This is a genomic window from Parabacteroides vesiculifaciens (assembly GCF_049860805.1).
Lineage (GTDB): Bacteria > Bacteroidota > Bacteroidia > Bacteroidales > Tannerellaceae > Parabacteroides.
In genome coordinates this window covers 4,057,877-4,076,716 of sequence record NZ_CP187555.1, presented here as the reverse complement: position 1 = coordinate 4,076,716, position 18,840 = coordinate 4,057,877, and the positions used below count along the sequence as shown (strand labels likewise).

Genomic DNA, 18,840 nt, shown 5'->3' with positions numbered 1-18,840 from the left:
TAATAAGTAAGATGTTCATGGCTGTTAGAACGCTGCATGCCAGCCAATACCTTTTGCAGAACCTTAACGAAACAAAGCATAAGCAAAATATTCTTTGGGATGATAACTAAAAGGCCGAGTATGACTATCTTTGCAAAAGAAACAAAGACAATTAGGACAATGACTTTCAATTACGATGTGATCGTGGTAGGTGCCGGTCATGCAGGCTGTGAAGCCGCAGCGGCTGCCGCCAATATGGGTTCGAAGACTCTTCTCATTACAATGGACATGAACAAGATTGCGCAAATGAGTTGCAATCCGGCTGTCGGAGGCATAGCCAAAGGCCAGATTGTCCGTGAAATCGACGCATTAGGCGGTTATATGGGAATTGTGACGGACCGGACAGCCATCCAGTTCCGTATGCTGAACCAGAGTAAGGGACCGGCCATGTGGAGCCCGCGCTCCCAAAGCGACCGCGCCCGTTTCATCGAATGCTGGCGGGAAATATTAGAAAACCTTCCGAACCTGTATATCTGGCAGGATACCGTACGCGAACTATTGCTCGACGGAAATACCGTATGTGGCGTAAAGACGAATATGGGAGTCGAGTTCCATGCGAAAAGCGTAGTCCTGACAAACGGGACTTTCCTGAACGGGCTTATGCATATCGGGCGGACACAAATCAGGGGCGGGCGTATAGCCGAACCGGCAGCAACCGGACTGACCGAACAATTGGTTTCGCTGGGTATCAAATCCGAACGGATGAAGACGGGAACGCCTGTGCGTATCGATGCACGCAGCGTACACTTCGATGAAATGGCGGAACAGCCCGGGGAAAACGACTTCCATAAGTTTTCATATATGGACACTTCGCACCGCGTTTTGAAACAGCTAAGCTGCTGGACGACCTTCACCAACGAGGCCTGCCATGCAATCCTGCGCGAAGGCCTCCCTGACTCCCCGTTATATAACGGACAGATCCGGAGTATCGGCCCGCGTTACTGTCCGAGCATCGAAACGAAAATCGTAACTTTTGCAGATAAACCCCAACACCAGCTCTTCTTAGAGCCGGAAGGCGAGACGACGCAGGAATACTACCTGAACGGCTTCTCCTCTTCCCTGCCTTTAGACATCCAGCTGCGTGCCCTGCAAGCGATTCCAGCATTCCGGGATATACAAATCTATCGGCCGGGATATGCCATTGAATATGATTTCTTCGATCCGACACAGTTGAATCATAATCTGGAAACAAAACAAATCCGCAACCTATTCTTTGCAGGACAGATCAACGGGACAACCGGATATGAAGAAGCCGGCGGACAAGGGCTGATGGCGGGGATTAATGCACATATCAATTGTCACGGCGGGGAACCGTTCGTGTTGGGACGCGACGAAGCCTACATCGGTGTGCTGATCGACGATCTTGTAACGAAAGGCGTGGACGAACCCTACCGTATGTTTACCTCGCGGGCCGAATACCGTATTCTGCTCCGCCAGGATGATGCCGATATGCGCCTGACGGAAAAATCGTATAAACTCGGTTTGGCAAAGCAAGACCGCTATGATCTGCTGAGCGAGAAAAAAGCAAGCCGCGACGCGATCATTTCTTTCGCAGAAAACTACTCCATCAAACCGCAATATATAAACAGCGGGCTGGAAGCATTGGGCACTACCCCGCTTGCGCACGGTTGCAAGCTGATCGAATTGGTTCCGCGCCCTCAAATCACGTTGGAGAATATAGCAGGATTAGTTCCCGCATTCCGGGCAGAGCTGGACAAGGTTCCTGCCTCGCGAAAAGAAGAAATTATCGAAGCGGCAGAAATCTTAATCAAATATAGCGGTTACATCCGCCGCGAGCAGATCATCGCCGACAAGATAAACCGCTTGGAGAATATCCACATCAAAGGTAAGTTCGACTACAATTCGATCCAGTCCTTATCGACGGAAGCCCGCCAAAAGCTGACACGGATAGACCCGGATACAATCGCCCAGGCAAGCCGTATTCCGGGTATTTCGCCAAGCGATATAAACATCCTCTTAGTGATGCTGGGGCGCTAAAGGCGGAATGTTCCACGTGAAACATTTACTTTAACAACAATGGCGTAAAAGACTGAATATAGGACAGAAACATTCATAAAACAAAATGAGCGCAACCGAGGAACATATAAAAAGCATCCTTTCCGTCATACCGGAATCACCAGGCTGCTACCAGTACTTTGACGAGAAGGGAACGATCATCTATGTAGGCAAAGCAAAGAACTTAAAGCGTCGCGTTTCCTCCTATTTCAACAAAGAGCACGACAGCAATAAGACGCGTGTCTTAGTGAAGCAGATACGCGACATCAAATATTTTGTCGTCGATACGGAAGAGGATGCACTTCTTTTAGAGAATAACCTGATCAAGCAATATCGTCCCCGGTATAATGTACTGCTGAAAGACGACAAGACCTATCCGTCTATCGTTGTCAAAAACGAGTATTTCCCACGCGTATTCCAAACCCGGAACATCGTACGGGACGGTTCGCGCTATTACGGTCCCTACCCTTCCATCTACACCGCAAAAGTCATGTTGCAAATGCTGAAAGAGCTGTATCCGTTGCGCACCTGCAAATACCCTCTTACCCCCGAATCCATCGCGGAAGGCCGATACCGAGTCTGCCTCGAATACCATATCAAGCGATGTAAAGGCCCTTGTGAAGGATTGCAGACACTGGAAGAATACCAGCAAAACATTTCCGAAATAAAAGAAATCCTCCGGGGAAATATTTCGCAAATAAGCAAACATCTGTATGAAGAGATGCAGAAGCTGGCCGGGGAATTGCGGTTCGAAGAAGCACAGAAGATCAAAGAAAAATACGAAGTCATCGAAAATTATCGTTCAAAATCGACGGTGGTTACTCCGATGCTCCATAATATAGATGTATTCTCGCTCGCCGAAAACGAGCATTCGGCTTATATCAATTATATGCATATCGGCAATGGTGCGATCGTGCAGGCTTATACTTTCGAATATAAAAAGCGTTTGGACGAATCGAAAGAAGACCTGCTCAGCTTAGGCATTATCGAAATGCGAAATCGATTTAAGAGTACGGCACGCGAAATCATCGTTCCTTTTCCGTTGGATATAGAACTGGAAAACGTCTCGATTACCGTCCCCCAGCGTGGGGATAAAAAGAAGTTGGTGGAACTATCCGAGATGAACGTAAAGCAGTATAAAGTCGACAAACTGAAACAGGCTGAAAAGCTGAATCCGGAACAACGCAGTACACGTCTTTTAAAAGAGATACAGGACACGCTTCATCTACCCAAATTACCGGCTCATATCGAATGTTTCGACAACTCGAACATACAAGGGAGCGACGCGGTGGCTGCGTGTGTCGTCTTCAAAATGGCGAAACCATCGAAGAAAGATTACCGGAAATATAACATCAAAACGGTTGTCGGCCCGGATGACTATGCCTCCATGAAAGAGGTCGTACGCCGTCGTTACCAGCGCGCCATAGAAGAAGAATCTCCCCTGCCCGATCTGATCATTACCGACGGTGGAAAGGGGCAGATGGAAGTCGTACGTGAAGTGATCCAGGACGAGCTTCACCTGGACATCCCGATTGCCGGACTGGCAAAAGACGGTAAACACCGGACATCGGAGCTCCTTTTCGGGTTCCCTCCCGAGACAATCGGTATGCCGATGCAAAGCTTCATGTTCAAATTCTTCACGCAAATACAGGACGAGGTGCACCGTTTCGCCATCGCTTTCCACAAAGACAAGCGGAGCAAGAGCCAGACCAAATCAGAATTAGATGCGATAAAAGGGATCGGTGAAAAGACAAAAGTATTACTTTTACGTCGTTTTAAGAGCGTAAAGCGAATACGTGAAGCCAGCTTCGACGAACTGAAAGAAGTAATCGGAGAAGCCAAAACAAAAGCATTATTAAATGGTTTAAACTAAAGATATGAGAACATTGATACAACGGGTACAACATGCCTCCGTGACCATAGACGGGCAAGTAAAATCTGAAATCGGGAAAGGCCTGCTCGTACTGGTCGGCATTGAAGACCGTGACACCCAGGAGGACATCGAATGGTTGTGCAAGAAGATTGCCAACCTCCGTATTTTCGACGATGAAAACGGCGTTATGAACCGCTCTGTGATCGAAACGGAAGGGGAAGTGATGGTGGTTAGCCAATTCACCCTGCACGCTTCCACAAAGAAGGGGAACCGCCCCTCCTACATCCATGCTTCCAAACCGGACATAGCGGTTCCGATGTACGAGGCTTTTTGTGCCGAGATGGGCCTACAAATCGGAAAGGAAGTGCAGACCGGCACGTTCGGCGCCGATATGAAAGTGGAACTGGTAAACGACGGCCCCGTTACGATCTGGATCGATTCACAGAATAAAGAATAAAACGACATGGCAGAAATTACGCTTAAACAGGCACAGGAGCAGGTGGACAGCTGGATCAAGACGTATGGCGTCCGCTACTTCAACGAACTGACGAATATGACCATCCTGACCGAAGAGGTCGGCGAACTGGCCCGCATCATGGCCCGCACCTACGGCGAACAGTCCTTCAAAGAAAGCGACAAACACCGTGATTTGGGCGATGAAATGGCAGATGTTCTATGGGTCTTGCTCTGCCTCGCCAACCAGACGGGAGTCGATCTGACTGCTGCCTTCGAAAAGAACCTGCAGAAGAAAACCGACCGCGATAAAGAACGACATATAAACAATAAAAAGCTATAAGATTATGGTACACGAACACGATCATGAATGTGGATGCGGACATCACCACCACGATGAAGATACCGAGCATCTCCACACCAACAAATATCAGCAGGCATTCGCCAAATTTGAAGCAGCCGGCACAGCCGAAGAAGTCACCGAACAGGTAAAGACACTGCTCGGGAAGTACGGAAACGACAACCTTACGCCCGATGTTTTGAAGCAAATACACGGTTTCATCGACCTGACTTCCCTCACCAGCATCGATACGAAAGAGAGTATCTGGAAACTGGTTGACAAGGTGAACGACTTCGAAGGGACTCGTCCCGACGTTCCCAACGTTGCCGCCATCTGTACCTATCCCCTATTCGTGGAGACGGTAAAAGAAGCACTCTCGGCACAGGATGTAAAGATCGCATCCGTAGCAGGCGGTTTCCCCTCCTCACAGACTTTTATGGAAATCAAGATTGCCGAAACGGCGATGGCTGTCATGCAGGGAGCCGATGAAATCGACGTTGTCATGAACTTAGGCTATTTCCTGGAAGAAAATTATGACGAGCTTACCGAAGAACTTCAAGAGATCAAAGAAAGCTGTCGTGAAGCCCGGCTGAAAGTCATCCTCGAAACAGGTGCGCTCCAGACTCCCGAAAGCATCCGGAATGCGGCCATCCTCGCGGTCTATTCGGGTGCGGATTTCATCAAGACATCAACCGGAAAAGGCTATCCCGGTGCAACTCCGGAAGCCGTTTATACGATGTGCCAGGTTCTGAAAAAGTACCATTCCATCACAGGAAAGCGTGTCGGTATCAAAGTTGCCGGTGGTGTCCGTACGGCAGAAGAGGCTGTCCGCTACTATACCATCGTCAAAGAAGTTTTGGGTAACGACTGGTTGAACAAAGACCTGTTCCGCATCGGGGCCAGCAGTTTGGTGGAAGACATCGAACACCGTTTGGGAAAATAAGAAAAGCTACGGGGAATTTCTCACAACCCCATAGTCTTTTCTTCAAAAGATAACGACAGAAATCCTGGTAGATCCGGATGTTCCCTCCCGCTACACCCGGATCTACCCTATACAAACATCCGGGTGGAGAGGTTCTCTGCACCCGGATGTCGCTGTATTTATATAAGCAGCTCATTCATCTTTCCCTGTATCTTCGGGAAGTTTTTCCAAGGTGCTATGCGCATTCAACGGAGAAGATTCTTTCAGTTGCGATCACATCTACAATAGAAAAGTGTGATAGAGGGTGACACATGTGTGATAGATAAAAAACACATCTATCACACATCGCAAACTATGATATACAAAGGGTACGGCAGGAAGTGTGATAGAGTGACAGTAGAAATGCAAAAAACATATTAGTGAAATGCCTTCGCTTAAAGCCTGAATTTATAGCCGACAGAAAGCGATAACAGGAAGTTTTTACTTCCCTCGCCTGCTAAGTTATCGGTACAACCCTGCATATAATTCAGGACAACCAAATATCGCTTATGCTCGACACCGGCCTCTATACCGACTCCAAAATCCTGGCGGACAGCGACCTCACCTCCCGGAACAATCGAATGATCGACATCCCCAAACGTATTGATTGAAACGGAAACGTCCCCTTTTGTCACAGATGTTTTTCCAAACAGACCGACTCCGTAATAAGGACCGAAACCGACACGAACGGCCGTATTCTCCAAACAAGGAATGCGGAAAGATGCATAAACAGGTATATCCAGCCAATATCCGGTAATCTTTCCCTTCATCCCCACATATTCCTGCGTCGAAGCACCACGCCCATTCAACATCAAACCGGGTTGAAGATGAAAATAACGGCTCAACCGGATGTCGCCCATCACGCCGACATTCGCACCCACTTTCGGACGCGCACCCTCTGTATGAAGATAAGAAGAGAGGTTCATTCCGGCACGCAATTCAAGACCTTGTCCTTTTATACAGGTAAAACAGTAAAGGCAAGTAAACACCAATAAAAATAATTTACGATACATAAATGTTGTGTTAACATTGAAGATTATTTCTGACGTTCAATGATATAATCGGCAAGCAGCAACAACCCTTCGCGAGCCTCTGATTCCGGTAGCGTCCGAAGGACTTCCACTGCCTTGTCATGATACTCCAACATCCGCTGTTCGGCATATTCGATACCGCCATTTGCTTTTGCAAAGTCAATCAGCAAATCTATATTTTCCGTCGAAAAGTCTTTCTTATTGATAATATACAAATAACGGTCTACCTCTTCTTTTCTCCCTATCTGCAAAGCGTGGAGCAAGGGGAGCGTAATCTTTCCTTCGCGGATATCGTTGCCGGTCGGTTTGCCGATATTCGCCTCTTTGAAGTAGTCGAATATATCGTCTTTGATCTGGAAGCAGTAACCCAGATATTCGCCGAACTCACGACATTTTTCCACCATTTCACCGGATGCTCCGGCAGAGATGGAGCCGATCTCGGCACAAGCGGAAAGCAACATCGCCGTCTTCTTCCGTATCACCTGCATATAGCAGGCTTCGTCGATTATGCTTTCTTCAGCCGTTTCGAGTTGCTTGATCTCCCCTTCCGACAGGTCCCGGCCGAGGTTGGAAACAATACCTATGATTTGCAGATTACCGGTCTGGATCGAACGGATCAATGCGGTGGAAAGGACATAATCGCCCACCAGGACCGAAATACGGTTATCGAATATGGCATTTAGGGAAGGTACGCCGCGACGTTGTTTCGTCTCGTCGATCACATCATCATGGATCAGTGTGGCAGTATGAAGCAATTCCAGCAAAACAGCCGAATTAATCGTATGATCCGTCACCTGCCCGCAAACTTTAGCAGCTAAAAGTACCAATAAGGGGCGGATATGCTTTCCGCTCGCATTCAGTATCTGGTCAATAGCCGATTGCAAACGATTCGTCTCGCTTCGCAGCGAAGCAGCAAACTCATCATTAAAACGTTTAAACTCTACGGCAACCGGTTGTTCTATTTTACTTCTATCCTTCATAATCGATCCTAAGATGCGCAAAAGTAACAAAAAGTATCGAGTAAGCGAGTTTTTTCGTACATTTACCGACAATTGTCACACTAAAACGTGTTAAAAGCGATGAAGTTATTCCTCATAGATGCCTATGCATTGATTTATCGGTCCTATTACGCCTTTATCAAGAATCCGCGTATCAACTCCAAAGGTATGAACACTTCGGCCATCTTTGGTTTTATCAATAGTCTGGAAGATGTCCTGAAGCGTGAAAATCCGACTCACATAGCGGTAGCTTTCGACCCGAAAGGCCCGACTTTCCGCCACGAAGCCTACGAACTATACAAGGCGCAACGGCAAGAGACGCCGGAAGATATCCGCAAGTCGATCCCAATCATCAAAGAAATCATTGAAGCCTACAAGATCCCGATCCTGGAAGTACCGCGCTTTGAGGCCGACGATGTTATCGGCACGGTTGCCAAGAAAGCCGAGAAAGAGGGCTTCGAGGTTTATATGATGACGCCCGACAAAGACTACGGCCAGTTGGTTTCCGAACATATATTTATGTACCGTCCCCGTTTCGGTGGTGACTACGAGATTATGGGCGTCCCCGAAGTTCTTAACAAATACGGCCTGACCTCTGTCGACCAGGTGATCGATCTTCTGGGACTGATGGGCGATACCTCCGATAATATCCCCGGATGTCCGGGTGTCGGTGAAAAGACAGCCCAGAAACTATTAACCGAATTCGGAACAGTCGAGAATCTTTTGGAGAATACCGACAAGCTGAAAGGTTCACTTCAAAAGAAGGTCACGGAGAATATGGAACAGATCCGCTTCTCCAAATTCCTGGCAACAATCAAGACGGACGTCCCCATCGAGTTCGATGCCGACAAATGCATCCGGGAAAAGATGAACGAAGAACGTCTCGTCGAGATTTACACTGAATTAGAATTCAGAACATTTATTAACAAGATAGTCGGAGAACCCGAGAAAGTCAAAACAGAGTTCAAAAACGTATCTTCCCCGGCAAAAACCGGCACAAAGAAAAAAACGGCTCCGGCAGGCCCGATTCAAGGCTCGCTCTTTGAAGAATTTGCGACCGAACCTACGGCTGGTCCAAAATATTCGACTCTCGCGGACTTAAAGTCCACCCCTCACACTTATCATCTTGTTGATACAGAGGAGAAAAGGATCGAATTAGGACGGTTTTTGAACGAACAGGATTTTTTTGCTTTTGACACGGAAACAGACAGTGTGGACGCTTTGAACGCCGGCTTGGTCGGAATGTCGTTCGCCGTAAAGGAAAACGAGGCGTGGTACGTCCCTGTTCCGGCAGCACGTGAAGAGGCGGACAAAGTTCTTGCCCACTTCTCCCCTGCCCTGCAAAACCGGAAGTCGCTCAAGATCGGACAGAATATAAAATTCGACATCCTCGTCGTCCGTAAATATGGAATCCGGATAGCCGGCCCTCTCTTCGATACGATGATCGCCCATTACCTTCTGAATCCCGAATTGCGTCACGGCATGGACTACCTGGCCGAAACATATCTTAAATACAAAACGGTACGCATCGAGGAACTGCTCGGTCCGAAAGGCAGAAAACAGCTCACCATGCGCGACGTCCCCATTCCCCAGGTTTGCGAATATGCCGCCGAAGACGCCGACATCACCCTCAAGCTGAAAAACTATTTCGCTCCCCTTTTGGAGAAAGAAGGACTCGAATCTCTTTTTTACGATATCGAGATGCCTCTTGTATATGTATTGGCAGAAATGGAGTATACGGGTGTCACATTAGATACGGTCGCCCTGAAACAATCGTCGAAGGAATTGACGATCGCCCTGAAGGAACTGGAAAAAGAGATTTACGAACTGGCGGGAATAAAGTTCAACATCAATTCGGCCCGGCAGGTCGGCGAAGTCCTTTTCGACCACCTCAAGATAGAAGAGAAAGCGAGAAAGACGAAAACTGGCAGCTACAGCACGAGTGAAGAGATTTTGGAAAAAATGCGTTCCAAACATCCTGTCATAGGAAAGTTGCTCGAATATCGCGGACTGAAAAAGCTACTCAGCACTTACATCGATGCGTTGCCCGAACTGATCAACCGGAAGACCGGCAAGATCCATACTTCCTACAACCAGGCAGTCACTTCGACCGGCCGTCTCAGTTCCACCAATCCGAACCTGCAGAACATTCCGGTACGCGACGAGTTGGGACGCGAGATCCGGAAAGCGTTTACAGCCGATAACGAAGACTGTATCTTCTTCTCTGCCGATTATTCCCAGATCGAACTTCGCATCATGGCGCACCTGAGCCAAGACACTCACATGATAGAGGCCTTCCGTAGCGGAGCCGACATCCACGCTGCCACAGCCGCCAAGATATACGGCATTCCGGTCGAAGAAGTCACTTCCGATATGCGCCGGAAAGCAAAAACGGCCAATTTCGGTATCATCTACGGAATCTCTGTATTCGGATTGGCCGAGCGGCTGAACATCCCCCGTGCAGAGTCGAAAGAGCTGATCGAAGGCTATTTCAAGACCTATCCTGACATTCGTGCCTACATGGACGAGAGCATCGAGGTTGCGAAAGAAAAAGGATATGTAGAAACCATCTACAAGCGCAAACGCTTCCTGCCGGATATCAACTCCCACAATGCCATCGTGCGGGGATATGCCGAACGAAACGCGATCAACGCGCCTATCCAAGGCAGCGCCGCCGACATCATCAAGGTTGCTATGGTGCGTATTTTCAACCGCTTCGAAACCGAAGGCCTGAAGAGCAAGATGATCCTTCAGGTACACGATGAATTGAACTTTAACGTCTACAAAGACGAACTGGAAAAAGTAAAACAAATCGTGTTGGATGAAATGGAAAATGCAATCAAACTGCAAGTTCCCCTGATCGCTGACTGCGGTGAAGGGGCGAACTGGTTGGAAGCACATTAACAAAAAAGTATAAAGCTTATAAATCATATCATTTATACACTATCTTTGTAGTGGACTTTATTGCAAAGCGTTGCAATATCACATAGTAAAACAGAAGCGTTATCATATTGTCCTTAAGTAAGAAAATCGCCAATTTTTCATCCAGCGAGGACAGTAGACAACAATTGCCTCACGTTTTTTGTATATATACATACTATATAGACATTAGGCGTGGGCTGTTGTCTATCTGCTGGATAGGTGTTTGGCGATACCTCTTGCTTGGATAGATGGCAGTTCCCACGCTTTTATTGTAATCTATGTTCCCAACCAAATAAACGGAAAGATTTTAAAACAAATTAAGAATATTGCAAAAATCTAAGCCGTTTGGTCGAAAGTTTGGTTCCTGACCAATGCACAGATTCGATGTATCAGTTTGTTTCTAATATTGTTTATAACTAAATTATGATGCTTCCCCTCTTCTCTTTTGCGCCTGTAATATTCTCTTAATATTGGATCATGTATGGCAGCGGTTCGTGCCGCTTGGGTGAGTAGCGTGTTTAGTTTTTTATTGGCAAATCCACTTGTCTTGGCATTGCTTTTGACACTGGAGCCGGAGGTTCGTTGGAACGGTACCACTCCCGCATAGCAGGCCAGCTTGCGCGGATCGTCAAAACAGGTGAAGTTTTCGGTATAAACGATCAAAGCAAGGGCGTTGACAAAAGCCACGCCTTTGATGGATGTAATACGCTCATAATTGTTTTTGATCTCCTCTTCACTGTTGATCAGATCCATTATTTCCTTTTCCACATCTTTTATTTCACGGTTCAAGTTATCCACTTGTGTCAGGCTATGTTGATATATGTAATCTGTTGCGTGATTCCCTTTTAGGACCGAATGGAGTTCTTTGGCATGTACCAATGCTTCATTTTTCATTTTCACCAATAAATCACGGAATGTGAAAAATGAGTGCAGCGCCCGGATGGTTTCCGTATTGGGGGTATAGACCTTGGCCATATCCTCGAAACGGCAAGCGTATTGTGCGATCAGCAATGAATCCAATTTATCGTTTTTCCCGCGTTGCATGCCGCTGCTGTGTTTGATCCTGTAAGGATGTTCCAGCCACAGTGTATAACCCTCGTGCGCGAGAGTGTTACTCAAACAAACGCTGTAAAGTCCCGTGTTCTCACCGCAAAAGAGCATCTGATCTTTGCCTGTCTGCGGATAGCTATCACAAAGCCATGCCAACAGACTCTCATGTCCGGCAACATCATTACTGAACTCACGGTGGACACCTGAAGATATGTTTTCTTTCTCTATCACACTTACATCTACTTTTTTCTTGGAGAAATCAATCCCGATAAATAATTTATTCATACCTTTATATTGTTTTTGGATTAACCGAAAGCAGGAATGGGCTACTACTCTAAATGATATCCTATTATATATCAATAATCTATTTAGTCTTTGCCTGCTTGACTAACGGAAGTCTGTTACAATAACTAGTCTTTAAAGACTATCGTTTTCCATTAGTGTACTTCCGTTAGTCGGTTAATTTAGTTTCTTCATACAACAAAGATATAAATTAACCTCAGCTTCTTGCTTTACGCAAACTTAGAGTGTTTTCCATCCTGGGGGACAGATGGAACAATTAGATAATTATGTATTTCATATTTCCAGACAATCTTCCGGCATCCGTACAAAAGGCGGCGTTCGAATTTACATCCGGACAAGATCACCAGTACCACTTCGTCACACCGGACATAGAGATACAAAATCGAGGTGTTTCAATCGCTATCCCGGATGAAGCCAGCCACATCCGTTCCATTCGCCTTACGACATCCCTAAGCCATTTCATATATTTCTATCCAGAAAAAGGTTACCAGATCGCACAAGGGATTCATCTTCCCCCCTTCCGTACGCCTACGGTCGGCGATATTTATGCCGGTGGCCTGGTTATACAAACGGGTGTTGACATTTGCAATCAGGATATCGAAACAGACATACTCCCCTATAAAGGCTCGGTGATGGAGATACAAGAACAGACATTCGACTATTTCGATGCCCTGATCTATTGCGAATCTGTTTCCGAAGGGACATTATGCAACTGGCATATGCCGGATATGCTCAGTTTAGTCTTATTGCATACTAAGCAGCGGGAATTTAACATGATACTTGCCAAACAACGGGGAACTTTACTCTATGACGAAGAATACTGGTGCAAAGACAACAGCGTGATAGACCTGGGGGTCACTTTCAACATGGCAAACAGCAACCTCGATATATGTCCCAAAAAGGAAAAGCGGCAGGTCAGAGCCATACTGGACTACTAAAATACTCAAATTTTTCTGAATGTTAGATGAAGAGCCTCATCCTACCCCTGCTTCGAGCAGAAAGGATGAGGCTTTATTATTACGACCATCGGAAATTATTCATAATCACCGGACACCGGTTGCATGATAAACGAGAACTCGTAATTACCATAATGAATGCGGTATGGTTCGAGCGGCAAAGCACGTTTGCCCCAACTGGTGATGCAACCCAGACCTTTCTGGTTCAGGTCGATCAGGACGTTGGTATAGTCTACCTGCGGGACAAGTTCGGAATGGCGTTGGCCTTTTTCCGGCCCGTCGTCCAGATCTTCCACCGTATAGTTCATGGCAGACATCAAAATCGGTTTAGCGGAGAAGAACTTAAGCCCGTCACCGGCTACCGTCTGCTGTTTCCACCAGCGGATATCGCTCTTCGTACCTGTTTCCTGCGGACGGATATAGGGGTAGAATTGTTCGGCAACCGTCTGTTTGTATCTTCCCAGATCGGTGGAGTTATTGCGGTCAGGATAGTTCTCGATCGGGCCACGGCCATAATAAGAGATCTGATCCATGCACTTCGGCATCTGCAAACGCATACCGAAACGGAACATATCCGGAACGTCGGCAGAGGCATCGGCAACCATTTTCTGAGTGACTTTCATGGCTCCTTTATTATTGATCTGATAGGTCAGATAGAGCTTGGCAGAGACTTCGGGCATGGTATAAGCCGCCTCGACCAGTGCCTGGCCGTTCTCAGTTTTCCGGGTGATCTTATCCAGTTTGATCTGCGGATTACGCCAGACGGCATATAGTTTCTGCATATTGCCGCCCATCTCATTATCGGTCGGGGCACGCCAGAAGTTTGGCGTCAGCTTACCGCCATCCTTCATCATCGGAACGCCATTCACCGTGTACAGCGTCAGGAATCCGTCTTTCTTTGCAAACTCGGCACGGTAGTTATCCCCTTCCACGATCAGATAGTTGATATCATTATCCGAAATGACCGGTGTGACCACAGGCCGATTGCTCTCCACCAAGTTCGCATTGTCGATAGACGGAGCTTTATACGGACGGACCGAAAGCTGGTTTTTGGCTACCGGATAACCGGAAGGCAGGAGCGTTTCGGACTGTTTCAAACGGAAAGCCACATTCAACAAGACTTCCTTGTCTTTACAAATGCGCGAAAGATCGTAATCCAGATGCATTGTTTTCGTCTCATGCGGCTTGACATCCAAATTGGGAACCATACCGTTTTGCACCGGCACACCGTCGGCAAGCAACTGCCATTCTAAGTAATAGGCGCCCAGATCACGGAAGAAGTATTCATTATAAACGGAGATTTCACCTTTTTCGAGATCCTTCGGCGTTACCCAGATATCCTGGTAGATATGGCGTACCTCATCCATATGCGGATTCAGGCGGCGATCAGGATTGATCAGGCCGTTATCGAGGAAGTTCTGCCCCGAAGCATCGTATTTATTGAAGTCGCCTCCATAACCGAAATACTGTACGCCCTCTTTTGTAAACATACGGGGAGACTGGTCGACGAAATCCCAGATAAAACCACCCTGATATTCCGGTTCCTTCCGGATCAGATCCCAGTACTCCTTGAAACCACCTTCCGAATTGCCCATTGCATGCGCATATTCGCACTGGATAAGCGGTTTGCCGTAATTACCGCGCAGGTGTTTCAGACAACTGTCGAACGGGATATACATCGGGCAATAGATATCGGTAAACTCATTCTCTTCCGCCTGTTCATATTGTACGGCACGTGACGGATCTTCGGCTTTCACCCAATGGTAGCAGGCTTCAAAGTTAGGACCGAAACCGGCTTCATTTCCCAATGACCAGAAGATAATGGACGGATGGTTGAAGTTGCGCTGCACGTTCCGTTCGTTTCTCTCCAAGTGAGCTTTCTTGAATATCGGATTCTTGGCCAGCGTCTTGTCGCCGTACCCCATACCATGCGATTCCACATTGGCTTCGGCAACCATATACAGACCGTATTCGTCGCATAAATCGTACCACAGGTTATCATCCGGATAGTGGCAGGTACGAACGGCATTGATATTATTTTCTTTCATAATCCGGATATCCTGAAGCATCCGTTCGGGTGTCACCCAATAGCCTCTGTCCGGATCGATCTCATGGCGGTTCACACCTTTGATCAAAACCGGCGAACCGTTCACCCAAACCTGGTTATTGCGCAATTCGACTTTCCGGATGCCGACCTTCTGCGGGATCACTTCAAGTACCCGGTTTCCTTCTTTCAGGGTAGCGGTCAACGTGTACAGATAGGGTGTCTCGGCAGACCATTTCCGGGCATCTTTGATAGCAAAAGAGGCATTCAGTTTACCGCTGCCCTTCAACTCTTCGGAGGCAATCACATTACCTTCGGCATCCGCCAATTTCAGGTCCACGACGGCACTTCCTTTCAGGTTCAGATCCACCCGGACCGTGCCGTTTTTATAGTGCTCATCCAGATCCGGCGTGATCCGTATATCTTCGATGTATTTCGGATTACGGGCATAGAGGTAGCAGTTGCGGGCTACTCCGGAGAGACGTACGAAATCCTGGTCTTCCAGATAAGTTCCGTCACACCAGCGGAATACCTGGAAAGCAATCAGGTTCTTACCCGGTTTTAGGTATTTAGTCAGATTGAACTCCGCTTCCAGCTTGCTGTCTTCACTATATCCGACATATTTGCCATTTACCCACAGATACATATTGGACGTGACGGAACCGAAATGAGCAAAAACCTCTTTCCCCTTCCAGCCGGCAGGCAGTTCGATCTCCCGACGGTATGAGCCGACATGATTGTTTTCGACCGGCACATAAGGCGGATCACTCTCGAACTGATAACACCAGGCATACCCGCTTTCGATATACAGCGGATCACCATAGCCGTTCATCTCCCACAAGCCGGGGACAGAGAAATGGTCCCATCCCTTGTCGTTAAAATCAACTTTATAGAAGTCGAGCGGCCGTTGATCGGCATTCCTCACCCAGTTGAATTTCCAAGTTCCGTCGATCGACATAAAGTTGGAGGACTTTTGCCGCTCGCCCTGCAGGGCCGCATCTTCCGTTTCATAGGCGAAATAATGCGCGTGCATCGAAGCACGGTTGACAGCATTCACTTCCGGATTCATCCATTCCGGCTTTTGTTGTGCATAGGTCGTCATAAGAGAACATGACAAAACACAAAGAAGAGCTTTAAGTTTTTTGTTCATAATAAATTAATTAAAGGGTACACAAACATAAGCAAAATATTCGGTTCGCCCGCTATCCGGCAACATAAATACAAAAGAATCCTTATCTTTGCAGACTGAAAACAAAGTTTGAATCAATCATAACAACAAAATAGAATGGCTTTACAATGTGGCATCGTAGGACTTCCCAACGTAGGAAAGTCTACTCTTTTCAATTGCTTATCGAATGCAAAAGCACAGTCTGCTAACTTCCCGTTCTGTACGATCGAACCAAATGTCGGCGTCATTACCGTACCGGACGAACGTCTGAACAAGCTGGCAGAGATCGAACATCCCCAACGTGTTATCCCTACTACGGTGGAAATCGTAGACATCGCCGGCCTCGTAAAAGGCGCCAGCAAAGGGGAAGGTCTGGGAAACAAATTCCTCGCCAATATCCGCGAGACAGATGCAATCCTGCATGTATTGCGTTGCTTCGACGATGACAATATCGTGCATGTGGACGGCCGTGTCGACCCGGTGCGCGACAAAGAAATCATCGACACCGAGTTGCAGATCAAAGACCTGGAAACCATCGACAGCCGTATCGCCAAAGTGCAGAAACAGGCTCAGACAGGCGGCGACAAGCAGGCTAAAATCGCTTACGAAGTGCTTTGCAAATACAAGGAAGCATTGGAACAGGGTAAAAGTGCCCGCACCGTTTCTTTCGACACGAAAGACGAACAGAAGATCGCACACGATCTGTTCCTGTTGACCGACAAACCGGTGATGTATGTCTGCAACGTAGACGAAGCCAGCGCTGTCAACGGAAATAAATACGTGGATGCAGTCCGCGAAGCCGTAAAAGACGAGGACGCCGAAATCCTGATCGTTGCCGCCAAGATCGAAAGCGAAATAGCCGAGTTCGACACCTACGAAGAACGCCAGATGTTCTTGCAGGAGATCGGTTTGGAAGAATCCGGCGTTGCCCGCCTGATCAAATCCGCTTACAAGCTCCTGAACCTGCAAACATTCCTGACAGCCGGTCCCGACGAATGCCGCGCCTGGACCTTCCATAAAGGCTGGAAAGCTCCTCAATGTGCCGGTGTGATCCATACCGACTTCGAGAAAGGTTTTATCCGTGCCGAAGTCATCAAATACGAGGATTATATCTCCTACGGATCGGAATCAGCCGTGAAGGAAGCCGGAAAAATGAGCGTCGAAGGAAAAGAATATATCGTTCAGGACGGCGATATCATGCATTTCCGCTTCAATGTATAATTAATAAAACAAAATACATTATGATCAGTAAAACCAGCACAGCATTCATAGCAGCCTTGATAAGTATCTTAGGATTTACCGGCTGCGTACGATACAACGTGGCAGAACCGTTAAACCGCTTCAGCAGCCCCGAAATGGGGACTGCCGACGGTAATGAAATAACCGTAACCGCCGGATCGACTTGGTTCGCCGAAGGAGAATATGAAAACTTCATACTCACCGGACAGGCCCTCACCGGTGACGATGCGGAAGCGGCCTTGCTGTTCCATACCGACGGGAAATCAGGCTACGAGGTGGCATTCCGGAACGGAGCCATCGACGGCACACGCAAAAGCGGCAGCCTCACATCCGTGCGTAACCTCTACCGTTCCCTGGCGCAAGACGGGAAATGGTTCGACTTCGAAATTGCCGTACGCGGACATAACATATCGGTTGCCATAAACGATACTGTTGTAGTATGCTATACCGAACCCGGACAGCCCTATCGTACGAAAGAATATGCCGGACGTCTTCTCGGCCGGGGTTCTATCGCGCTAAAAGGCATAAACGGCGACGTGACCTTCCGTAACCTCAACATGACACGCCTGAAAAAAGACGCGGTCAATGAAGCGGACACAATGCCGCAGATAGACGAACAACACGATGCCGTGATCCGTTTCCAACAGCAAAACTTCCCCGTGATAGACTACCACGTACATTTGAAAGGCGGCCTGACGAAAGAGATGGCACACGCCATGTCGATGAACTATGGCATCAACTACGGCGTAGCTCCCAATGCCGGTGAAGGAGGCGTAGGCCGTATGCTTGCCGACGACAAGGAAGTGTACGAATATTACAACGAAGTAAAAGACATGCCTTTCCTGCGCGGCGTACAAGGCGAAGGCCGTAAATGGACAGCCACCTTCTCGCAGGAGGCTTTAGGCGTATTCGACTATCTCTTTACCGACGGCATGACCATAGTAGACCATAAAGGCCGCCTGTCAAGGATATACCGCCCCGAAGAAGTGCACTACGACGGTGTCACAAAAGAACAATACATGGATCACCTGGTGGACCAGACCGTCAAGATCCTTACCAACGAGCCGGCCGACATCTATGCCAATCCGACCTTCCTGCCCGAAGAGCTGAATGCCGAATATGCCAAATACTGGACCGACGAACGTATCGACCGCGTCCTGGATGTATTGGAAAAATACAACATCGCACTCGAAATCAACGCACGTTACAAGATCCCCAGCATGGAAATCATCCGCAAAGCAAAAGAACGCGGAATCAAATTCACCTTCGGAACGAATAATGCAGACGCTGATTTCGGCAGACTGGAATATTGCCTGCAAGCCGTTGAAGCATGCGGCCTGACAGCAGAAGATATCTGGTTCCCGACCATGAGTGTACGCGGCTCCCGTGAGGTGGTGCTGTATAATAAATGGTAAATCATATTTACAAATAATATCTTTCACAGTAC

At 47.7% G+C, this 18,840-nt stretch carries 13 protein-coding genes; 9 read left to right on the top strand and 4 right to left on the bottom strand.

Annotation, left to right across the window (positions count from 1 at the left end; genetic code table 11):
• Positions 1–159 precede the first annotated feature (159 nt).
• From mnmG to deoC, 5 genes are all read left to right on the top strand, one after another.
• Positions 160–2,037, top strand: coding sequence for a tRNA uridine-5-carboxymethylaminomethyl(34) synthesis enzyme MnmG (gene mnmG / locus ACPYIV_RS16260; protein WP_293732418.1), 1,878 nt, complete (start codon positions 160–162; stop codon positions 2,035–2,037).
• A gap of 85 nt (positions 2,038–2,122) precedes the next feature.
• Positions 2,123–3,928 (top strand): excinuclease ABC subunit UvrC, encoded by a 1,806-nt coding sequence (uvrC, locus tag ACPYIV_RS16255; RefSeq protein ID WP_293738720.1) that lies wholly within the window; start codon positions 2,123–2,125, stop codon positions 3,926–3,928.
• Positions 3,929–3,932: 4 nt separating this feature from the next.
• A complete protein-coding gene (gene dtd, locus ACPYIV_RS16250; RefSeq protein WP_293738721.1) occupies positions 3,933–4,385 on the top strand; it encodes a D-aminoacyl-tRNA deacylase in 453 nt (150 codons plus the stop codon).
• Positions 4,386–4,391: 6 nt separating this feature from the next.
• Complete coding sequence (locus tag ACPYIV_RS16245; protein WP_293732421.1) at positions 4,392–4,724, top strand: nucleotide pyrophosphohydrolase; 333 nt, start codon at positions 4,392–4,394, stop codon at positions 4,722–4,724.
• A 4-nt stretch (positions 4,725–4,728) separates the two neighbouring features.
• Positions 4,729–5,664, top strand: coding sequence for a deoxyribose-phosphate aldolase (gene deoC / locus ACPYIV_RS16240; protein WP_425884037.1), 936 nt, complete (start codon positions 4,729–4,731; stop codon positions 5,662–5,664).
• 413 nt (positions 5,665–6,077) lie between these two features.
• Here deoC and ACPYIV_RS16235 read toward each other — a convergent pair whose 3' ends face one another.
• Positions 6,078–6,695 (bottom strand): porin family protein, encoded by a 618-nt coding sequence (locus ACPYIV_RS16235; RefSeq protein ID WP_425884035.1) that lies wholly within the window; start codon positions 6,693–6,695, stop codon positions 6,078–6,080.
• A 23-nt stretch (positions 6,696–6,718) separates the two neighbouring features.
• Positions 6,719–7,693: a polyprenyl synthetase family protein gene (locus tag ACPYIV_RS16230; protein WP_293732424.1), complete on the bottom strand. Its 975-nt coding sequence runs from the start codon at positions 7,691–7,693 to the stop codon at positions 6,719–6,721.
• Between the two features lie 99 nt (positions 7,694–7,792).
• Between ACPYIV_RS16230 and polA the strand changes: the two genes are divergently transcribed.
• Positions 7,793–10,615, top strand: a complete 2,823-nt coding sequence (gene polA / locus ACPYIV_RS16225) for a DNA polymerase I (protein WP_293732425.1) — start codon at positions 7,793–7,795, stop codon at positions 10,613–10,615.
• A 354-nt stretch (positions 10,616–10,969) separates the two neighbouring features.
• Here the strand turns inward: polA and ACPYIV_RS16220 are convergent, their stop codons facing one another.
• Entirely contained in the window at positions 10,970–11,968 is a 999-nt protein-coding gene (locus tag ACPYIV_RS16220; RefSeq protein WP_290092606.1) for an IS110 family transposase, read from the bottom strand.
• Between the two features lie 284 nt (positions 11,969–12,252).
• Between ACPYIV_RS16220 and ACPYIV_RS16215 the strand changes: the two genes are divergently transcribed.
• Positions 12,253–12,924: a hypothetical protein gene (locus ACPYIV_RS16215; protein ID WP_293732426.1), complete on the top strand. Its 672-nt coding sequence runs from the start codon at positions 12,253–12,255 to the stop codon at positions 12,922–12,924.
• Between the two features lie 95 nt (positions 12,925–13,019).
• On the opposite strand, the gene ACPYIV_RS16210 is transcribed toward ACPYIV_RS16215, so the two are convergent.
• On the bottom strand, positions 13,020–16,136 hold the full coding sequence (locus ACPYIV_RS16210) for a glycoside hydrolase family 2 TIM barrel-domain containing protein (RefSeq protein ID WP_425884032.1): 3,117 nt from the start codon (positions 16,134–16,136) through the stop codon (positions 13,020–13,022).
• A 135-nt stretch (positions 16,137–16,271) separates the two neighbouring features.
• On the opposite strand from ACPYIV_RS16210, the gene ychF reads away from it, so the two are divergent.
• Positions 16,272–17,375, top strand: a complete 1,104-nt coding sequence (ychF, locus tag ACPYIV_RS16205) for a redox-regulated ATPase YchF (protein ID WP_293732428.1) — start codon at positions 16,272–16,274, stop codon at positions 17,373–17,375.
• Positions 17,376–17,395: 20 nt separating this feature from the next.
• Positions 17,396–18,808: a DUF1080 domain-containing protein gene (locus ACPYIV_RS16200; RefSeq protein ID WP_293732429.1), complete on the top strand. Its 1,413-nt coding sequence runs from the start codon at positions 17,396–17,398 to the stop codon at positions 18,806–18,808.
• Positions 18,809–18,840: the final 32 nt, after the last annotated feature.

Excerpts from the sequence above, each read along its gene's own strand:
- ACPYIV_RS16230 (WP_293732424.1), bottom strand. The coding sequence starts at position 7,693 with ATGAAGGATAGAAGTAAAATAGAACAACCGGTTGCCGTAGAGTTTAAA.
- ychF (WP_293732428.1), top strand. The coding sequence starts at position 16,272 with ATGGCTTTACAATGTGGCATCGTAGGACTTCCCAACGTAGGAAAGTCT.
- polA (WP_293732425.1), top strand. The coding sequence starts at position 7,793 with ATGAAGTTATTCCTCATAGATGCCTATGCATTGATTTATCGGTCCTAT.
- ACPYIV_RS16210 (WP_425884032.1), bottom strand. The coding sequence starts at position 16,136 with ATGAACAAAAAACTTAAAGCTCTTCTTTGTGTTTTGTCATGTTCTCTT.
- ACPYIV_RS16220 (WP_290092606.1), bottom strand. The coding sequence starts at position 11,968 with ATGAATAAATTATTTATCGGGATTGATTTCTCCAAGAAAAAAGTAGAT.
- uvrC (WP_293738720.1), top strand. The coding sequence starts at position 2,123 with ATGAGCGCAACCGAGGAACATATAAAAAGCATCCTTTCCGTCATACCG.
- ACPYIV_RS16200 (WP_293732429.1), top strand. The coding sequence starts at position 17,396 with ATGATCAGTAAAACCAGCACAGCATTCATAGCAGCCTTGATAAGTATC.
- ACPYIV_RS16245 (WP_293732421.1), top strand. The coding sequence starts at position 4,392 with ATGGCAGAAATTACGCTTAAACAGGCACAGGAGCAGGTGGACAGCTGG.
- dtd (WP_293738721.1), top strand. The coding sequence starts at position 3,933 with ATGAGAACATTGATACAACGGGTACAACATGCCTCCGTGACCATAGAC.
- ACPYIV_RS16235 (WP_425884035.1), bottom strand. The coding sequence starts at position 6,695 with ATGTATCGTAAATTATTTTTATTGGTGTTTACTTGCCTTTACTGTTTT.
- ACPYIV_RS16215 (WP_293732426.1), top strand. The coding sequence starts at position 12,253 with ATGTATTTCATATTTCCAGACAATCTTCCGGCATCCGTACAAAAGGCG.
- mnmG (WP_293732418.1), top strand. The coding sequence starts at position 160 with ATGACTTTCAATTACGATGTGATCGTGGTAGGTGCCGGTCATGCAGGC.
- deoC (WP_425884037.1), top strand. The coding sequence starts at position 4,729 with ATGGTACACGAACACGATCATGAATGTGGATGCGGACATCACCACCAC.